Below are 18,924 nucleotides of genomic sequence, written 5' to 3' on the forward strand. Positions count from 1 at the left end.
TAAGTTTTCATTTCACAAAGTAAAGAAAAAGAGCAGATTTAAACAATCTGCTCAGACATAATTAATTATGGTTGTGTAAATGGAGGTGGATTTTGCCCTGTATTACCTCCGGTACTGCCTCCGCTACCTGGTCCACCAGTTCCGTCTCCCGGGTCAGTTCCCGTCCCAGGATCCGTTCCGCCGCCCGGATTCAAAAGTTGAGTGGTTGGCTGTCCGTTATTATCGTGATTACATGATGATGTATTTGCATTATTGTGCCCGAATGCTAAGCTTAGTAGCATTAAAAAGAATTGTATCATTTTGTCAAAAAATTTATTGTTAAAGCATTCGTGTTCTTCCCTGCGAAACCGATCGCAGACATTGGAACACGTTGAAAAAAATTTGAAGCGCTTCTTAAATTTTTTGGGAAGTAGGAACCTTCAAAAACGGAAGAGAAACATCTGCTTCCCAACCCGGAGTTTTCTTCCGTTTTATCTGGTGATTTTTGAAATCAAGGTTTGTTTTTATTTTTTTATCCCCTGATTTTCTTTTACAAATATCTGCGATAAATGGCTGAATCTACGGACAGACGATGGACAGATGGACAGCTTATAAATGTTTGATTTTTACGGTAAACCGCAATTTCCTTGTCAAAAAATTGTCTAATTTGGATAGTAAATAATTAATACCTGAAACGTTATGTATGAGAAGAAGAAATTTTTAGTAAAAACAGTGTTCGAAACCGCGAAAAATTCTCTCCCGCGCGGAAACAAAAGCTCTATTTCGACATATTTAAGTTCATTTTTAGAAGAACAATATGGTTTTGAAAGAGATGAAAGGTCTTACACTAGATATTATAAAAAATTAGTAGAAGAGAATACAGATTATAATATTGATGATCTCGCACTTCATTATTTAAGTAAATATATTGGATATGATAATTTTGAAGATTTTTGTGATAGAGTAGACTTAGGAAATGATGATTCAAAAACCTTTTCATTAAGTTTTAAGGAAATTTCTGAAAAACTTCAACAGATAATTATTACAGTATCACCAACTGTTTTATTACCCGATTTTATAAAGAAAAACGGACTGGGTATTGTGGAAATGACCTTTGTATTGCTTTTGGTTTCTGGAGGTGTTGTTTTTTCCAGTAGCAAAAAGGCACCTTTGGGAATTGCATCACTTTGGGGAATACCTGCCATTGAAAAACCTTATATGTTTTGGGATAAAGACCGCTACATAGCCAGCGACAGCAGTTATATAAATCCTCAGACTGATGTGGTGCCCATGGATCCAAGTAAATTTGTACATCAGAAAAAAATAACGCGACCGGATACCCTTACGATTGAAAACGCAGAGGGAAAAGTTTGGTACGATAAAAGTGATAATCATGTAGAGTTTTTTACCAATTATGGAGAACATCCGGAAAACGGAAAGACCTTAAAAGTAGCGACGGGGCATATTGTAGAAACCTATGGAGGCGCTAATGCTACGGAAGAACTGGCCGACAATTAAAATTTCTTTACAATGATTTAAACTTTACTTAAAACAATTCCCCGGATATTCCTTTACTTTCGTCTTATTTTTATTTTAGATGAATAAAGGAATATTCTCATTTTTACTCTTTGCGTTCACTGTATTATCCGCGCAGCAGAAGCCGGTGCAGATCGCTTTTCTTTCGGATGTGCATTTTCAGGATCTGTACGGGAGTTTTTCGGATCATGATTTTAAAGGGATTGTAAACCCCGGGACCGGGAAACCGACGATTCTGAGGACGATGGATTCACAGCTGCATTCCACCCGGATTTTCAATGAAAACTATTTTGCCTTCCTGAAAGCATTGGATGATATTGCCGCAAAGGGAATTAAGATGGTCGTCATGCCGGGGGATTTTTCTGATGACGGCCAAGCGTATAACCTTCGGGGGCTAAAAAAGATTTTAGATCAGTATCACCGGAAATACGGGATCAGTTTTTACCTCACGACCGGAAACCATGATCCGGTGGGCCCGTTCCGGCAGGATGCGGGAAAAGATGATTTCCTCGGAGAGAACGGAAATCCATTAGGCATTTACAGCAGAGAAAGCCTTGGGAAAACAAAAAATAAAGTCATTACCAAAGACATCGCAGCATCCGGATACCTTGAGATTTTAAATGAATTGAAAGACTTCGGTTTTTATCCGAAAAAGGAAAACCTGTTCTGGAGTACACCGTTTGATCCGGCTTCTTTCAAAAGCTATTCTTATGAAAAAGCCCTGCATCAGGCCGTTTATTCCAAAAGGATGTATGAAGTTTCAGAAGGGTTTTCTGTGCCGGACCTGAGCTATGTGGTGGAGCCGGTGAAAGGCATCTGGATGATCGCTATTGACGGGAATACCTACATTCCGAAAAATCCTAATGGACTTCCGGATGATCCGGGCAATTATAAAGGCGCAAGTATTGGCTACAATAATGTCCTGACCCATAAAAAATATCTGATTCAGTGGGTAAAAAAGATAACGGAACAAGCGAAGAGAAACAGAAAAACCGTTATTGCATTTACCCATTATCCGATGATTGATTACAATGACGATGCAACACGTGAAATTAAGGAACTGCTGGGAGAAAGTAAATGGCAGTCGGAGAGAATTCCGGAAGAATCCGTAGCACAGGCTTTTGCAGAAGCAGGATTGCAGGTTCATTTCGCAGGCCACATGCATATCAACGATACAGGAATCCGTAAAATAGGAGACAAAATACTGGTGAATATTCAGGTTCCTTCTCTGGCAGCCTACCTTCCGGCCTATAAAATCCTGACCATCCATTCCGCCGGTAAGATGGAGGTGCTGACAGAAGTTCTGGATACGGTTCCAGGTTTTGATGTTTTATTTTCTCTGTATGAGAAAGAATATGAAGCTTTACAAAAAGACAAAAACAGGATCCTCTGGAATAAAGATATTTTAAAATCAAAATCGTATCATGATTTCATGCTGTTTCATCTGAAAGAGCTGGTGCGGCTCAGAATGATTCCTGATGACTGGCCGAAAGATTTCGTTGAAAAGGCCCAGGGATTGAATGGTGAGGATATATTGCTGTTAATCGAAGATAAGAATCAGTTAAGGGAAAAAGGAATCAATGCAGAAGACTTCAGACAATGGAATTTTGAAGATTTGCTTTTGGATGTATATAAGTTCCAATCCGCCGATGAGCTTGCAAAAAAAGATATTCCAAAAGAAAGACAGCAGCAATACCAGACTATTGAGAAACTTATTCACAATCATCAGTCTCAGGATTCGTTCATGATACATCTGAAATCGGTTTTTACAATTCTTTCATTACTGTCAGATTCAGATCCTGCAAATCATTTCGAAATAGATCTGAAAAAACAGGAAATAAGAAGGCTGTAATTTTTAAAAGTCTGTATAAATCCGTGAAATCTGTGGGAATTTAAAGCAATCAGCCGAAACAGAAAAGACCATCAGAAACCTGACAGTCTTTTCCTGTAAAATCTAATCGTAAAAAATGTTCTTATTTTCCGTTCACCGGGTTTTTCCTTTCATAGGCAGGATCTTGATCAAAACTGATTTTGTAACCTGATTTGAAAAGTCTGCTGGGCTGATAATAATCTGTGGTAATCACCTGTGCTCCGCTTTTCTTGGCTTTTTCAAATCTTGAATAGTCCTCTTTTCTGGCTTCCACCGTATCGGCATCGGCTCTTGTCCGGACAATGTAGCCTTGTTTTACCCGGTCTGTGATCTCAGGGCCGGGATCATTCATCAGTAAGACGGCAGCCTCAGCGGTTCCGGGTGTTGAATTAGTGAAAACCATTCTTCCTTTCAAAGATGGATGGTCTTTCATGTACAGATCCCTGTTCTCGCTGTTGTTATCCAGTACAAAAAGGAACTTTCCCCGTGCTTCTTTCACCGTCGGCCAGTTTTGATGGGTGACTGCTTCGTTCAAAGTCTTATAGGAACCACGGATATCGTCCGGGGTAATGATTTTACCTTTCCCTAAATATTTTTTCAATTCCTGATCCAGTTCATCGAAAAGTTTTGCGGTATAATGTTCCGGCTCCGTCCCGAACTGATTGGCTTTTCCGTCTTTAGGTTCCAAAGTGATGAAAACGGGCGTGTGGTCAGGGTGGGCGTCAGACCATTTTTTCAGATCCCTGAGGCAATCTTCTAAAGTATAATACCAGGTCTGATAATCAATATCCGTAATATGGATCATCTTATAGCCCGGCTTTTTCATTTTACCTTCCGGATCAAAGGGTTTGGTGGTTTTTACCAGGTCCAGTATTTTGGGATGGGCATATTTTCCGCCTTTGCTGTCGGCATACACATCAATTTCGAGGTTTCTCAATCCCAGATCCAGCTGTTGGGGGACCGGGCTGTGTTCATACTGTATCCTCGGAAGGAAATTCAGAGAATCCTTTTTGGATAAATAGGCATAAACCTCCGGAAGAATGGCTTTTTTATAAGAGTTATGCGAACCGATCACCTGAATTTGATTGATCTTTAAATCCTCCAAATGGTGGGATTGTGACAGGTAAAGATTCATAGAAGATAAATACAGAGCTGCAAGAACTGCCTTTTTCATGACTTCATTTTTTTGTAAAGGCAAAATTAATGAGTCCGGACCGCAGAGCATTTACACAGTATGTTAAGTCTTTTTTACGATTTTGTGAATGCCCGAAAAAGCCGGATGGTAAGTGTTTGACCCTGTGTTGTATTGATTTGTCCGTTTTCAGGTCATTGACATATTTTTGATTTTAAGATAATATTAGGTTAAAATGATTCCCGTACAGATGCCTTTACTTTGTGCCCGAAATAAAAACTAACGTGCTTAAACGAAAACCGCTGTTGCGGGAACAACAGCGGCTTTTTTAAAGCAATGTAATCGTATGCAATTACTTACTTAATGATATGTACCACAAATTTAATTTTTTTAAGTTTAAAAAACTAATTCCTGTCGCATTAATCTTTCTTGTAGGCCATCAGGCTCATGCAGAAGGATTTACGGCAGCTTATTCTGTTTCTTTTCAAGTCGGTGAAACCATCACCGGAACCGTATCCGATCAGGAAGGTTCAGCGGTTGAAGGCGCTAAAATCACCGTTGTGGAAACAGGCGTTACTGCTGTTTCAGATGCATCGGGAAACTTCAGCCTCTCTGCCGTGATCGGACAGACCTTATCCGTTTCGTATGAAGGTTATGAAATACAGCGGATGAAAATTTCGGGAACTTCAGTTTCCGTTCAGTTAAAATCAAAAAAAGGAGCCACTTCCATTGAAGAAGTCACTTTGGTAGGGTATGGTTCCCAGAAAAAATCAGACCTTACCGGGGCCGTCAGTCAGCTGAAAGCGGAAAATTTCAAAGAGGGAATGAATATTTCCGTTGATAACCTGATGCAGGGGAAAATTGCAGGGGTCCGTATCGTTCAGTCAAGCGGTGAGCCTGGAGCGGGTGTCAATGTTTCCATCAGAGGGATCGGTTCAATCCGAAGCGGGAGCACACCTCTGTTCGTGGTAGACGGTGTTCCTTTGAGTAATGATGCCGTGAGTGCACAAAGCCCGAACGTAGGTTTGGGAAATGCGCAGGCAAAAAACCCGTTAAACTTTTTGAATACCAGCGACATTGAATCCATTACGGTTTTAAAGGATGCTTCTGCTGCGGCTATTTATGGAGCCAGAGGATCAAACGGGGTCGTATTGGTAACCACAAAAAGAGGAAGGAAAGGAGAGCCGATGTTTACCTATGATACCTATCTGGGCTTTTCTTCTGTAATCAAAAAACTGGATTTATTAACAGCGGATGAATACAGGGCTGCAGGAATCAATAAACTGTATGACCATGGCGGAAATACAGACTGGCAGGATGAACTCTACAGGAATGCAGTTTCATCCAATCACTCGGTTTCATTTTCAAAAGCCACGGAAACAGGGAATTATTTTGCCTCTCTTTCCCATATGGATCAGGATGGTATCGTGCTGAACAGCAGTTTTAAAAGAACAACAGCCCGTCTGAATGCGGAAGAATCTTTCTTTGATAATAAAAGATTGAAGGTCAAAGTAAACCTTACGGCCAGTGACATCAAGGAAACCGGAATTCCGAACGGGGGGAATGCAGGTTCGGACGGTCAGGTGATTATCCATGCTTTGATGGCAAACCCTACACGTTCTGTGTATGACGAAAACGAAAATTATACTAATTTTAATATGAATGCTCACTACAATCCCTTGTATTTGCTGAGTATTTATAATGATAAAACCAATACCTTCAGGGTACTGGGAAATACAGAAGCTACACTGAGAATTTTACCGGGGTTAAATTACAAATTCAACCTGGGGATTGACAAAGCAATGTCAGAAAGAAATACGACAATGTATCCGAATGTTACCGACAGATCAAAAACAGGATTGTATGTACAGGCCAATCTTGATTCTTATAATGTGCTTTTAGAACATTATTTAACGTATGATTTTAATTTAAATAAACATAATTTTAGTTTATTGGGAGGTTTCTCTTATCAGAAATTCAAATCTACAGGAACTTATTTCGGCGTAAAAGATATTGCCGCTCAGGGAGCGGGTACCGCTCCGGAAATTAATCCGGCGTATTCAGGAACGGCATTTATTCCGGCACCGGGTTATGCTCAAGAAAATGAACTGCAATCGTACTTCGGAAGGGTAAATTATAATTTTGATAAAAAATATTTATTAACGGCTTCCTTAAGAGCCGACGGATCCACACGTTTTGGAAAGAACAACAAATACGGATATTTCCCGTCTGTTGCAGTGGGCTGGACGGTTTCTAACGAAAATTTCCTGCAAGATTCTCAATTGATTAACGAATTAAAATTAAGAGGAAGCTGGGGGCAGACCGGAAACCAGGAAGTTCCGAACAAAATTACCCAGGCGAGTTCTTCTTTAACACAGGCTGCAGGATATTATTTGTATGATAATTTAAATCTGATCAATGGAGTTTCGATCAACAGAACTGTAAATCCTGATCTGAAATGGGAAGTTGTGGAACAGACCAATATCGGCGCAGATTTCAGTTTATTAAAAAACAAATTGTACGGATCATTGGAATATTATCATAAAACAACGAAAGATCCAATTTTAAATATTCCTTCAAGACCTCTAAGTCCGACCAGTACAGTCTGGAAAAATGTTGATGCGCAAATCGTCAATAAAGGTTTTGAATTCTCTTTAGGTTCAGAGATTATCAGAAATGAAAATTTCACATGGAATTTTGATGTGAATGGTGCAACGGTAAATAATGTAGTGAAAGATCTTCCGGTTTCTGCAATTTATTCTGGTGAGGTTTCCGGTCCGGGACTTTCCGGAGTCACGGCGAATATCTATAAAAACGGTTATGAAGCAGGATCTTTCTACATGTACAATTATTTGGGAGTAGATGCCAACGGAAAATACATCTATGAAGATATAAATACAGATGGAAGGATTGATCAGAATGACAGAAAGATTTTTGAAGGAGCTATCCCTAATTTCACTTTCGGGATCAATTCTTACATGAAATACAAAAAATTTGATTTTGCATTCTCTTTCATCGGACAGACCGGAGGTTATCTGGTAAACAATACGGCGTTGGATTTAAATATCAACAATTTAGCGTCAGACAGAAATGTTTTAAAAAACCTTTATGATTCAGGAGCAAGCTTCACCAACCAGCCGCAATTATCTTCTTTGTATCTTGAAAAATCTGATTTTATCCGTCTGAACAATGTAAGATTAGGATATAATTTCGATATGAGCAAACTGAAGTTTCTAAGAAGCATTAATCTGTATGTGAGCGCACAGAATCTATTGACCATTACAAATTACTCAGGATATGATCCTTTGGTGGATACCAACAAGCAGGTCGGAGGGAACCAGTCTTTAGGAATTGATTATACCACCTATCCGTCTGCAAAAACATTTGTTCTGGGTGCAACCGTTAAATTTTAATTAAGTTAAAGAAATCATGAAATATAATTTTTTACGTATTAACAGAATTGTTTTATCCTTTGCAGTAATGTCTTTAGTAGGATGTACCAATCTGGATGAAAAAGTGATTGATGAGGTTTTGGGATCTGAAGTTGCAGATCCTGAAGCTGCTCTAGCTGCGGCGTACAGCCAGCTTGGCGAGGGTACTTTTGTAGACCATGGAAGTGTTTTCGCTCTGCAGGAATATTCTACTGACGAGGCAATCTTGCCAACAAGGGGAAGCGACTGGGGAGACGGCGGGAAATGGAGGGCTATGCACGAGTTTACATGGGATGCCAACAGTGATGTGGTAAAAAATACCTGGAATCAATTGAATTTTGGGATTACAAAATCGCTAACGGCAATATCAAGCGCTAGTAAAAGTACAGGAACTAATAAAGCCCTATTTTTAGCTGAAGCAAAAGGATTATTGGCTTATTATACGTATACCACGATCGATTTGTTCGGCCAGGCGCCTTACAGGGATCCTGATAATATCAACGCACCAATTCAGATTAGAAAAGCTGAAACTACGATCGATGATTTAATCAAAGAAGTACAGGGGCTTATTCCGGATTTAGCAGATATTAAAACGCAGAATACGCACGCCGGAAGATTTACGAAACAGGCGGCATATGCGCTTTTGGCAGACATGTATCTGAACAGAGCAGTTCTGAAGAATAAAACGGCAAGTGATTTCAATTTTTTGGAACAGGCCGTAAGTGGAGGCGGAACGGATATGGATAAAGTAATCGAATATTCCAATTTGTTGATTAATAACCCAAATTTCAGTTTGGAATCAAATTATTTCCACAATTTTGATATTAACAATCATACGAGTAAGGAAATGATCTTCACGGTCGTTCAGAAGAAAATTGCGAATTCAGATAAAGGTTCGGACAATGATTTGGCGTATATGTCAATGGAAAGGATCCAGAAGCCTTCCCCTGATAACAGAGGTACGAATGCAAACTGTGTCACTCCCGAATTCTATTATTCATGGAATGGCAATCATAATGATCCCCGTTTCCATAGAACCTATCAGTATGAAGACCAAACCTGGTTCAGAAATGACGGAACAGACGTAAGTGTACCCTCAACCAGTAAGGTGGAAGGCACAGGAAAACCATGGTTTCATTTCAACAGGGGATTACAGGTAGGCCAGCAATACGGTCCTAAAATTCTTGCCAACGGAAATTTTGATATGACAGCAGACGGAAGGATTAAAGTATATAAATTATTTACAGAAAAAAACACCACGCTTGCGGCAGATTTCACTCCTGAACTGAATTTCGACAATCCTTCGGAGGCCGTGTTTACCCAGGCACAGATCAACAGAGGTGTAAGAAACTTTAAGTTTGAATTTGATCCTGGTTACGGAAACAACGGAACCAGCGGAATGGATGTTCCGTTATACAGATTGGGAACTATTTATATGATGAGGGCAGAAGCTTATTTCAGAAACGGAAATATATCGGCAGCTTTGGTTGATGTGAATAAACTGAGGACAAGCAGGACCCGTGAATCTTTATACAATAATGCTCCCGGTCTTGTTATCGCTTCTCTGGATGCCAATACGTTGTTTAAAGAGTCAGGATACGAGCTCTATTGGGAAATGTACAGGAGAAAGGCCATGATCAGATTCAAAAAATTTGATCTTCCGGGAACCGCAAAACCGGCTTCCCAGCCTTACCGGAGAATTTTCCCGATCCCTCAGGCAACAATTGATGCCTCTACAGATTTTACCCAAAATCCAGGATACTAAATTTTCTTCTTTATAAACGATTATTTTTTACGGCAAAAGCGAAGGAAGTCCTTCGCTTTTGTTTTTTTTATCATTAAAATTATTCTTCATTCAGCATTCCCAGTTCCCCGAAATGTTTTTTGAACTTCTGAATCTTTGGTCCTACTACAGCGCTGCAGTACGGCTGTGTCGGGTTTTCATGATAATATCCCTGATGATACTGTTCGGCAGGCCAGAATTTTTCAAATTTTGTAAGTTCAGTCACATAAGTTCCCTGCCATCTTCCCGATTGCTGGGAAGTACTGATTGCTTCTTCAGCTTTTGACTTTTCAGCATCGTTCTTATAATAAATAACGGAACGGTACTGGGTCCCGATATCGTTGCCCTGTCTGTTGAGCTGGGTAGGATCATGAAGGAAAAAGAAGACGTCCATCAGCTGTTCATAAGAAATCACAGACGGGTCATAGGTAATCTGTACCACTTCTGCATGTCCCGTTTCCCCAGTGCAGACCTCTTCATAAGTCGGGTTGTCTTTATGGCCCCCCGAATATCCCGAAACAGCAGATTTTACCCCTGTCAGCATGTTGAAACAGCTTTCCACGCACCAGAAACATCCGCCACCGAAAGTAATGGTCTCTAAATTATTGTTGTCCATTGTAGGTTGATTATTGTATGTATTATTTTCAAAGATTATTTTAATTGAAAAACTAATCAAAAATATGAAAAACTTTTTCAATTAATAGGTAATTCTGTCTTCCAAATACAAATCACAATGATAGATTTCACAAATATTGACAGGGAAAGAAACAAACAACTCCAACATGTGGAATTGTTTGAAACCGGTTTTTATTTTCTGATTAAACGCTTTAAAACTTTTTACATTATTATCTGAATGCTTCTGGTTTTAATAGAGAATGGGTTAACTAAATTTTGTGTAAAATCTTAACCGCCCATGTCGTTGACGCATTGGTTTTTGTGGCAATTCCAGCTATATCCTTCAGGGCAGCTGGTATCCCCTAAATAATAGCTGATCTCTTTGCAGTCAAAATTCTTATCTTTTACAATACCTCCCAGGATGTTTTTTTTATGCTCTCTGTTCAGTAATTTGATTCCTTTTAAATTTTTAAGATTTTTCATTCTGTTTAATTTTTTAGTAAATAATATCTCAAGCATTTTAAGACAATTGAGATTTTTGTCGGATGATTCTTGCAAGAAATCTTTGACAAATATTGAGTAATCTGACGGAAAAAAATGATGTACAAACTGATTTTATAGAAATTGTAAGTGACTATTTCTAAATAATCATTTATAATTTTTAATTTAATCAATTGAAATTCAGAATATTATTATGTATTAATTCTTTTTAAGAATCACATCTCTAAAAAAGCATAATTCTGAGGAAGTAAAATCTACTTTTACGAGTAATTAAATTTTATCGTAATGAATAAAAACAATTCGGATTTAAGCAGATTGCAACATGCATCTGTCTTATCAAGGGAAAAATGTTCAAAAATTATGGCCGGCTTACTGAAGAATGTACCGCTGACTCCCGCAGACGGAGGGCCTTCAGGTTCTGCTGCCGGAGGTGGGGGCGGATCCGGGCAGACGACCTGTGGGGTAGCCCCACCGATTGATGACCCGTTGTACCCGTTGTGGGTTCAGTGTATGTGGGATCGGGATCATCCGCTACAGGCCGGATATTGTGTTTTGCCTTAAAAATCATTCTTTGTTAAGCTGTTCAATAAACTGATACGGCGTAATGCCTTTTAAGCTTTTAAAAATTCTGGAAAATGAAGTTCCGTTTTTGTATCCGGTCATTTCTGCTAAAGACTGGATCGTATAATTACGGAACTTTTTATTTTCGATAAGTTCATTGACAATATGATCTATTCTCAGCTGATTGGTGTAATCTCCAAACGACATTTCTTTGTGTTTATTGATAAAGCTGGACAGGTAACTTGTATTGGTTCCTATTTTTTTGGCGACACTGTATTGATCATATTCCTGTTTCAGAAAATATTTTTCTTTTTCTAACCGGATAAGCCCGTCCTGTATTTTTTTTTCATTTTCGTCCGTTAGTATAATCGATGGCTTTGTATTTGAAAGAGAGTTTCCTGCAATACTTTCCATCGTGTTTTTCTCTTCATATTGTTCGATAATTTTATGAAAATTGGCAACTGTATTTTTCCTTGTTTTTATCTGATAATAAATAATTCCTGAAAGAACTGTCAGAATAATACAGGAAACCATAATCCAGAACAGGGTATTTTTTTCATGGGCATGTATCTTCTCCTTAAGGTTCATAACCTCGTCATTAATATCTTTCCTGTGCAATTCCCTGTAAAGGGTGGCCAGGTCATTTTTTTCATGGGCATTTTTTTTCTCATACAGGTTAATAAAAAGATCGGAATAATATTGTGCGGAATCTTTCCTGTCTTCCTTTAAATAGATTGCGGATAAAAAATTCTGGCTGAAGATATATTCATTGGTGATGATTGAATCCTTGTTTAAAGACTTCGTAAAATCAAGAAAATATTTTTTGGAATTTTTAAAATCATTGGATTCGTAGTACGTCGAAGCAATATTATACTTAAGCTGATTGATGTATTCCCTGAATTTCAGGCTGTCATATATTTTCAGGCTTTTGAAATAATAGTCGTTTGCTTTTTTATACTTTGATTGATGCTCATTCAGCGTTCCAAGCTTTAAGTAGGTTGTTGCGGTAAGGTTTGCGTTTCTGGTTGTTTTGAGAAGGGTATTGAAGTTAGACAGGGCACTGTCGGCATATTTTTTATAATGTGTCTGGTCTGAGATAAACGTATTCAAGTATAATAACCCCAGATTAGAAAAGTTATTTTCATAGAGAATCGGATAATAATCTTCAGGATATAAATTTTTATTTTTTTCTAAAAGCAATAAGACTTCTTTCGTTTCGGCAATAGCTTCGCCGGTTCGCTTTAAGTTGGTTTTAATGGTCGCCAGATTTCCTTTTACCTTGATGATCTGCTGAATATCTCTATTCTTCTGGGCGAATTCATGAGCTTTTATAAAGTTTTTTAATGCTTCTATGTTCTTCAGATTAACCTTATCTGTATTTCCTAAAATATTGTAGATATTAGATAAATCCCGGTAATTATTTTTATCAGCGGCTGAAACCTTTCTTAAAAAACGGTTGATATTGTTTACGTATTCTTTATCGTTAAAATTTGAATGGGTCACTGTTAATAACTGTCTTTTCGCGGTATACGCAAAAGCAAGGTCAATCGGCTCTTTTGATGAAAATATTTTATTTACATACACCAGAGCGCTATCCGTACCGATGGTAGGATAAAGAAAAAATTTGCTTTTATACAGTGCAATGTCTTGCCGGGTCTGTGAGAATGAAAACAAGCTGGTTATGGAAAACAGGAACGTAAGAAAAAATTTCATCATGGTTTGTTTCCGGCAAATGTAATAAAAATCATTCCTTGAAATAATTTAACCATTCATATTTATTGAAGGGACATAAAAATAAAAGGTTCAATGCATAAAAAAGCATCCTTTTTAGGATGCTTAATATTATTTAAATAAGTTTTCAGTTAATTTTCCCAGACCAAAGCACTTGCGCCTAAAATAGCCGCATCCGCTTCATCCAGTTCACTGAATACCAGTTTTACCTTATTTCTGAAGATCGGAAGGAGGTTCCTTTCCATATGCAGTTTGGTAGGCTTCAGAATAAAGTCTCCTGCCTTTATTACCCCGCCGAATAGAAGAATGGCCTGCGGAGATGAGAACATGACAAAATTGGCCAGTGCTTCCCCTAATTTCTGTCCGGTATACCGGAATACTTCAATGGAAATAGGATCGCCCTTTAAAGCGCATTCATGAACGGTTTTAGAATTGATTGACTCTTCCGGGAACTGGCTCAGCATGGATTCAGGAAATTCAGCACGCATTTTTTTTGCCGTGATGGCGATTCCGGTTGCGGAGGCGTAAGCTTCAAGGGAACCTTCAGATCCTGTGCTCCAGTGTTTCCTTCCGCCTGGCTTTACAATCGTATGTCCCAATTCCCCTGCAAATCCGTCATGTCCATAGATCAGCTTTCCGCTGGCAACGATTCCGCTTCCCACACCTGTTCCCAGGGTAATCATGATGAAATCTTTCATTCCTCTCGCAGCTCCGAAAAGCATTTCCCCGTAAGCGGCTGCATTGGCATCATTGGTTACCGTAGACCGCAGATTGAATTTTTCAGTCATCAGTTTCCCGAAAGGGATAACTCCTTTCCATGGCAGGTTCGGAGCCTGCTCAATGGTTCCCGTATAGTAGTTTCCATTGGGTGCCCCGATGCCGATTCCTTCAAACGTTCTTTCTTTGCTGTGTTTTTCTATCAGCGGATAAATATTCTCATACAAAGCATCGATATACTGTTCTACAGTTTCATAAGCATCTGTACGAAGATTTCCTTTTTCAAGAACTTCACCCCGGTGGTTGACCACTCCAAATTTGGTATTCGTGCCGCCTATGTCAATTCCTAGGGCAACGTTTTTTGATAAATCGATTAATGACATTTTCTATTCTAAAATTCTAAAAGGTTAAAATTATAAAAAAGATTGTATTAATGGATTATTAACTAAATAATTATTGAATTTTTTTTTCAGGCAGGTTTTACCGTTTTCTTTTTCCTTCTTCCCCACCAGATCAGAAATCCGGTTACTGGTAATGAGGCACATATAAGGCTTACGATGAAGGCGATGATCTTGGTAGGAAGCCCTAAGATAGACCCGACATGGATATCATAGTTGGCACCGACTGCTTTTTCACCGAAATTTTTATCCTTCATATCATGGGTGTGAAGCAGCTCACCGGAATTTTCATCAAAAATAAGGCTGCTGCTTTTATGATAAGAATAAGATAAATGTTTTACATATACCTCAAAATTCGGGTGCTCATGATCATCCATATGTGGATGGCCCAGATCAATGGAAAATCCATAGGAATCCGGATATTTAGCCTTTACCGTATTGCTGATTTTATCAAGCGTCCCTTCCGTTCTCAGTTCTATGGGTGCTTTGGTCTTAATCGATGAAAAGTCGGGGTACTGGGTTTTCCCGCCGGAGAAAATGAAGTAGATGGCAGCCTGAACCACAAAAAATGCATAGAATAATCCCGTAATGGAGAATACAAGTGCAAATATGGAAGCATAAAATCCTAAAACATTATGAAGATCATAGTTCTTCCTTTTCCAGCTTTTTACGTTCTGCCATTTGAATGAGAAGCGCTGTTTTCTTGCCGCTTTATTTTTCGGCCACCAGAGGATAATGCCGGAAATAAGCATGATCATGAAAATAATTACCGGAATTCCCACAAGATATGTTCCCCAGGACTGCTTCAGAAGATAGCTCCAGTGGATCATTTTTACGATCTGGAAGAAGCCGTTCTTTTCATCATAGGTCTCCAATACTTTTCCGCTGTACGGATTCACGTAAGCCACCTTATAGATCGGGAATTCATCAAAATAATTCCAGCCTTCCGGGTCATGCTCGTACCAGTAGAAAAGGTAAGACATCTTTTTATCAATCGGGATATTGACCCAATGGACAGGATATTTTTCTTTTACCTGCTCCACAACGGCTTTTTCCAGTGTGCGGATCGGAAGAACCTGCTTCTGATCGATATTCTGTTCATTATGATAGATAACCTCTTTTCTGGTAAAGTTTTCAATCTCGTCCTTGAAAACATACAAAGCCCCGGTAATGGAAATGATAAAGATCAGAAACCCGATGCCCAGCCCGAACCACAAATGCAGTTTTCCGGTCCACTTCTTAAATGCGCTGGGCTTCTTTTTATGGTGATGCTTTTTTCTCATGCTGATAAAAACTTTTGCAAAGATAAACTTTAATTTTATTTAGATTAATTAAAATCTATATTCAGCCATGAATGTGCCCCTGATGCCTAAGGCATTTGTGAAATCACTGTCTCTGGCCGCCCACCAGGCAATAGCCGGCTGGTACATCTTGTTGAAAAGGTTTTCAATTCCTATAGAAAATTTCCAGTTTTTATTGACTTCATAACTCGACCTCAAATTGAAAATGGTATAATCCGGGATTCTGCCCTCGCCGTACACATACATTCCTGTTTTTGCATTTGGTTCAAACCGGTCCTGTTCAAAAGCATGAAGCATATCCAGCCCTACTGATACATGGTCTGCAGGTTTTATTTGAATATAAGCCAGTACTTTAGGCGCGGAAATTCTGCTGTTGTTGATTTTTGTTGAATAATCGCCGTCGTCCTTCGGGGAAGTAATGCCTTCCATCCAGCTGTAGCTGCCTCCGAAGCTGAGCCATTCAACAGGTGTGAAATGCAAAAACCCTTCAACGCCGTACACCACTTCCGGTGCCCTCTGAATGGTTAAAGCTCTGTCCGGACTTTGGATGAAGGTGGCACCCAGTTTTGAAGTACTCACATAAGAAGTTAATTCATAATTGATCCAAGGGTTGATCTGCCCTGTTGCCCCAAATTCATAGTTATTGACGATGATAGGTTTTGTTTCAAGGTTGTTGATGGTATCAGAGGTTGAGGTCCTCAGAATTCTCCCGAGTTCATTGATGGAGTAGGCCTGTGAAAAACTCCCGAAAAGATTAACGGCAGGATTGATATTGTAACGGAATCCTATATTTCCCACCAGGGCATTGTATTCCAGATCGCCGCCTGTCACAAAAATACTTTTGGTAAAGGTTCCGTCATTTTTAATGGTGGAAAGGGTATTAAAATCGCCTACTTTTACTTTCATATTTTCATAGCGAAGGCCTGCTTTAAGGATTAATTTTTTAAACAGGTCAATTTTTACCAGCATGAACGGTGCTATATTCGTCATGTCCATATCCGGTGTCCAGTAGCGTCCGTCTTCCAGTTTCTGAACCGTCTGATCATTTAAGATATCAGCACCATAGATCACTTCAGCCTGGGAATTCTGTACGTTCCATAACTGGGTGTCAAAATTTATCCTGGCCCCTTTCTTCTTTGAAATCACGTTAGACTGGCCGCCGTTCAGGAAGGTATCGCTGTACCCGTAAACCGTCCGGAAGTCCTGAAGATAAAGGTTTATATTAAACGAGGTTCCTCTCCAAAGGTCCTTATGGTCATAGCTTATTTTAAAATTATGGTTCCTCGGAGTTCCCTGCGGCGTGGTTTCAAGGCTTTTTCCTTCGCCCTCGCCAACCGTTGGAATCAATCCGTATTTTCCTGTTTTCAGACCTAGATTTAAATCTGATTTTGAGGCATAGCCAATGTATGAGGCCTCAATCCTCTGATTATTGTTGATGGTATAACCCAGTTTCAGCATCCCGTTGTAATTATCCATCTTTGCCGGGCTGTAGGTAGGGCTTAAATAGGTTCCGTCAGCATCTTTCATATAACCTGTTCTTTCATAAGCGAATGAGGCTGTATAATCAAACTTTCCGGCAAAACTTCCTGAGAGCAACTGACTGGCTCTGAAACCCAACGTTCCGCCGTAAGGCTGTCCCGTAAGGCCAACCTGGGAAATCCCTGAAATTTTTTTATCGGAAGTATTCCTTCTCGTGATATAATTAATAATCCCGCCGTCTGCACCGTTTCCATAGATTGATGAAGCTCCTTTGATCACTTCAATCCTTTCAATGACGGAAGGATCAATCGCTCTGATATCTCTTGCGCCGTTACGAAGCGGGGTAGACTGCGGAACCCCGTCAATGAGAACCAATACCTGGCGGCCCCTTAATGTCTGCCCGGTATTGGAGGTCTGTCCTGAACTTGTCGCGAGACTCGGGACCGTATATTGTAAAATGCTTGTAATATCCGAGTTAACCGTTAATTGAGACTGAATCTGCTTTCTGCCCACAATTGTTACTGATCCCGGGATTTCCTTAATACTTTCTTTTTTTCTCGACGCCGTTAATACTACTTCATCTACATTTTTGGTCTGTAAACTGTCTGTAGCCTGAGCAAATGCAGTAACTGTTCCCAGACAAGCCACTGATAAAAGAGCCTTTTTCATTATATTTTTTTTCCTTGTTTTTTTCTTTTCCCCCACCAGACTAAAAACCCGGTTACCGGTAATGAGGTACAGATTAATCCTGCCATAAACCAAATAATCTTTCCGGTCAATCCGAAATAAGAACCGGTATGGATATCGTAATTGGCATTGGCGTACTTTTCTGCGGAAGTTAATTTCTGATGCGGTCTGTTTGCTAACAGTTTTCCTGAATATTTATCGAAAGCCAATTGGTTTCTTACGGCAAATTTCCCATCTTCTTCATAGACGGTGACCGGAATATTTTTTAATTCTTTTCCCTTCTTGTTTTTCCCGTTTAACGGAATCCTGAAACTTGAAGATCCAGAGTATAAAGTTTGGGTTTGCCGGGCTGCGAGATCATATACATTATTGTTTTTGGCCGTTAATGAATCCGGCGATTTAAATTCTTTTTCTTTCGGAAGCTCAACTGATCCGGATAACGTAAAATTGAATACGTTTTTTACCCACGGATAGGCAAAATAAATTCCCGAAAGGCTTATTAACAGACCAATGAATGAAGCGTAAAATCCTAAAACGTTATGAAGGTCATAGTTTTTGCGTTTCCACGTTTTTACATTATTCCAGTCAAAATAAAAGCGTCCTTTACGCATTTTTTTGTTCTTCGGCCACCAAAGGATAATTCCTGTAATCAGCATGATGATAAACAGGACAACAGGAATCCCGACCACATATTTTCCCCAGTCTGCTTTCAACAGTAAACTCCAGTGAATGGCTTTCAGGATAGGAAAGAGATCATACTTTTCATTATAAATCCCCTGGATCCGGCCGTTGTAAGGATTTACATATACCAGCTTATTGATCTTTACCTCATTAAAATAATTCCAGGCCTGTTTGTCTTTTTCATAATACAGAAATTCGTAAGATCTGCTTTTGTCCAAAGGAATTTCCACCGAGCTGACCGGAAATTTTTCATTGACTTCCAAAGCGACTTTTTCTTTAAGCACTTCTATGGAAAGCGGCGTCTGCGTAATCGTTTCAGCTTTTACATAAACGGCATCTTTTCTCAGAATATTCTGAACCTCATCTTTGAAAACATACATCGTTCCGGTCAGAGAGACAATAAAAACAATGATACCAACGGATAAGCCAAACCACAGATGCAGTTTGGCAGACCATTTTTTTATAAAAGAAGGTTTCTTTTTATGATGATGCTTCTTCCTCATACTGAAAAAGCTAGCCATT

General features: G+C 39.3%; 14 protein-coding genes. 5 read left to right on the forward strand and 9 right to left on the reverse strand.

The annotated features are described in order from the left end of the window. Positions 1-65 precede the first annotated feature (65 nt). Positions 66-281 carry a hypothetical protein gene (locus H561_RS0112775; RefSeq protein WP_155845790.1) on the reverse strand — a complete coding sequence of 72 codons (216 nt, stop codon included), beginning with the start codon at positions 279-281 and terminating at the stop codon, positions 66-68. Positions 282-678: 397 nt separating this feature from the next. Between H561_RS0112775 and H561_RS0112780 the strand changes: the two genes are divergently transcribed. Further along, positions 679-1,497, forward strand: a complete 819-nt coding sequence (locus H561_RS0112780; protein WP_027387374.1) for a hypothetical protein — start codon at positions 679-681, stop codon at positions 1,495-1,497. A 79-nt stretch (positions 1,498-1,576) separates the two neighbouring features. Continuing rightward, positions 1,577-3,367, forward strand: coding sequence for a metallophosphoesterase family protein (locus H561_RS0112785; RefSeq protein WP_027387375.1), 1,791 nt, complete (start codon positions 1,577-1,579; stop codon positions 3,365-3,367). A 121-nt stretch (positions 3,368-3,488) separates the two neighbouring features. On the opposite strand, the gene H561_RS0112790 is transcribed toward H561_RS0112785, so the two are convergent. After that, on the reverse strand, positions 3,489-4,559 hold the full coding sequence (locus H561_RS0112790) for a phosphatidylinositol-specific phospholipase C1-like protein (protein ID WP_027387376.1): 1,071 nt from the start codon (positions 4,557-4,559) through the stop codon (positions 3,489-3,491). A 326-nt stretch (positions 4,560-4,885) separates the two neighbouring features. Between H561_RS0112790 and H561_RS0112795 the strand changes: the two genes are divergently transcribed. Both H561_RS0112795 and H561_RS0112800 read left to right on the forward strand, forming a co-directional pair. Beyond that, on the forward strand, positions 4,886-7,930 hold the full coding sequence (locus tag H561_RS0112795; RefSeq protein WP_027387377.1) for a SusC/RagA family TonB-linked outer membrane protein: 3,045 nt from the start codon (positions 4,886-4,888) through the stop codon (positions 7,928-7,930). A 16-nt stretch (positions 7,931-7,946) separates the two neighbouring features. Beyond that, a complete protein-coding gene (locus tag H561_RS0112800) occupies positions 7,947-9,713 on the forward strand; it encodes a RagB/SusD family nutrient uptake outer membrane protein (protein ID WP_027387378.1) in 1,767 nt (588 codons plus the stop codon). A 79-nt stretch (positions 9,714-9,792) separates the two neighbouring features. Here H561_RS0112800 and msrA read toward each other — a convergent pair whose 3' ends face one another. Further along, positions 9,793-10,347, reverse strand: a complete 555-nt coding sequence (gene msrA / locus H561_RS0112805; protein ID WP_155845791.1) for a peptide-methionine (S)-S-oxide reductase MsrA — start codon at positions 10,345-10,347, stop codon at positions 9,793-9,795. 287 nt (positions 10,348-10,634) lie between these two features. Next, positions 10,635-10,829, reverse strand: a complete 195-nt coding sequence (locus tag H561_RS0112815; RefSeq protein WP_155845792.1) for a hypothetical protein — start codon at positions 10,827-10,829, stop codon at positions 10,635-10,637. Positions 10,830-11,132: 303 nt separating this feature from the next. Here H561_RS0112815 and H561_RS0112820 point away from each other — a divergent pair, with 303 nt between their 5' ends. Continuing rightward, on the forward strand, positions 11,133-11,408 hold the full coding sequence (locus H561_RS0112820; protein WP_027387381.1) for a hypothetical protein: 276 nt from the start codon (positions 11,133-11,135) through the stop codon (positions 11,406-11,408). Between the two features lie 3 nt (positions 11,409-11,411). Here H561_RS0112820 and H561_RS0112825 read toward each other — a convergent pair whose 3' ends face one another. From H561_RS0112825 to H561_RS0112845, 5 genes are all read right to left on the reverse strand, one after another. Next, positions 11,412-13,124: a helix-turn-helix domain-containing protein gene (locus tag H561_RS0112825; RefSeq protein WP_027387382.1), complete on the reverse strand. Its 1,713-nt coding sequence runs from the start codon at positions 13,122-13,124 to the stop codon at positions 11,412-11,414. Positions 13,125-13,270: 146 nt separating this feature from the next. Beyond that, positions 13,271-14,239: an ROK family protein gene (locus tag H561_RS0112830; RefSeq protein WP_027387383.1), complete on the reverse strand. Its 969-nt coding sequence runs from the start codon at positions 14,237-14,239 to the stop codon at positions 13,271-13,273. Positions 14,240-14,325: 86 nt separating this feature from the next. After that, positions 14,326-15,537 (reverse strand): PepSY-associated TM helix domain-containing protein, encoded by a 1,212-nt coding sequence (locus tag H561_RS0112835; protein WP_027387384.1) that lies wholly within the window; start codon positions 15,535-15,537, stop codon positions 14,326-14,328. A 48-nt stretch (positions 15,538-15,585) separates the two neighbouring features. After that, positions 15,586-17,703 (reverse strand): TonB-dependent receptor, encoded by a 2,118-nt coding sequence (locus tag H561_RS0112840; protein ID WP_027387385.1) that lies wholly within the window; start codon positions 17,701-17,703, stop codon positions 15,586-15,588. Then, the gene (locus tag H561_RS0112845; RefSeq protein ID WP_228372268.1) at positions 17,703-18,923 is read right to left on the reverse strand and encodes a PepSY-associated TM helix domain-containing protein; all 1,221 of its coding nucleotides are present in this window, start codon (positions 18,921-18,923) and stop codon (positions 17,703-17,705) included. Before H561_RS0112845 ends, H561_RS0112840 begins: the two co-directional genes overlap by 1 nt. Position 18,924: the final 1 nt, after the last annotated feature.

Origin of the sequence: Chryseobacterium gregarium DSM 19109, assembly GCF_000430845.1 — a bacterium.
GTDB classification, from domain to species: Bacteria; Bacteroidota; Bacteroidia; order Flavobacteriales; family Weeksellaceae; genus Chryseobacterium; species Chryseobacterium gregarium.

Coding starts and splice junctions, on each gene's coding strand:
- H561_RS0112775 (WP_155845790.1), bottom strand. CDS start 281: ATGCTACTAAGCTTAGCATTCGGGCACAATAATGCAAATACATCATCA.
- H561_RS0112780 (WP_027387374.1), top strand. CDS start 679: ATGTATGAGAAGAAGAAATTTTTAGTAAAAACAGTGTTCGAAACCGCG.
- H561_RS0112785 (WP_027387375.1), top strand. CDS start 1,577: ATGAATAAAGGAATATTCTCATTTTTACTCTTTGCGTTCACTGTATTA.
- H561_RS0112790 (WP_027387376.1), bottom strand. CDS start 4,559: ATGAAAAAGGCAGTTCTTGCAGCTCTGTATTTATCTTCTATGAATCTT.
- H561_RS0112795 (WP_027387377.1), top strand. CDS start 4,886: ATGTACCACAAATTTAATTTTTTTAAGTTTAAAAAACTAATTCCTGTC.
- H561_RS0112800 (WP_027387378.1), top strand. CDS start 7,947: ATGAAATATAATTTTTTACGTATTAACAGAATTGTTTTATCCTTTGCA.
- msrA (WP_155845791.1), bottom strand. CDS start 10,347: ATGGACAACAATAATTTAGAGACCATTACTTTCGGTGGCGGATGTTTC.
- H561_RS0112815 (WP_155845792.1), bottom strand. CDS start 10,829: ATGAAAAATCTTAAAAATTTAAAAGGAATCAAATTACTGAACAGAGAG.
- H561_RS0112820 (WP_027387381.1), top strand. CDS start 11,133: ATGAATAAAAACAATTCGGATTTAAGCAGATTGCAACATGCATCTGTC.
- H561_RS0112825 (WP_027387382.1), bottom strand. CDS start 13,124: ATGATGAAATTTTTTCTTACGTTCCTGTTTTCCATAACCAGCTTGTTT.
- H561_RS0112830 (WP_027387383.1), bottom strand. CDS start 14,239: ATGTCATTAATCGATTTATCAAAAAACGTTGCCCTAGGAATTGACATA.
- H561_RS0112835 (WP_027387384.1), bottom strand. CDS start 15,537: ATGAGAAAAAAGCATCACCATAAAAAGAAGCCCAGCGCATTTAAGAAG.
- H561_RS0112840 (WP_027387385.1), bottom strand. CDS start 17,703: ATGAAAAAGGCTCTTTTATCAGTGGCTTGTCTGGGAACAGTTACTGCA.
- H561_RS0112845 (WP_228372268.1), bottom strand. CDS start 18,923: ATGGCTAGCTTTTTCAGTATGAGGAAGAAGCATCATCATAAAAAGAAA.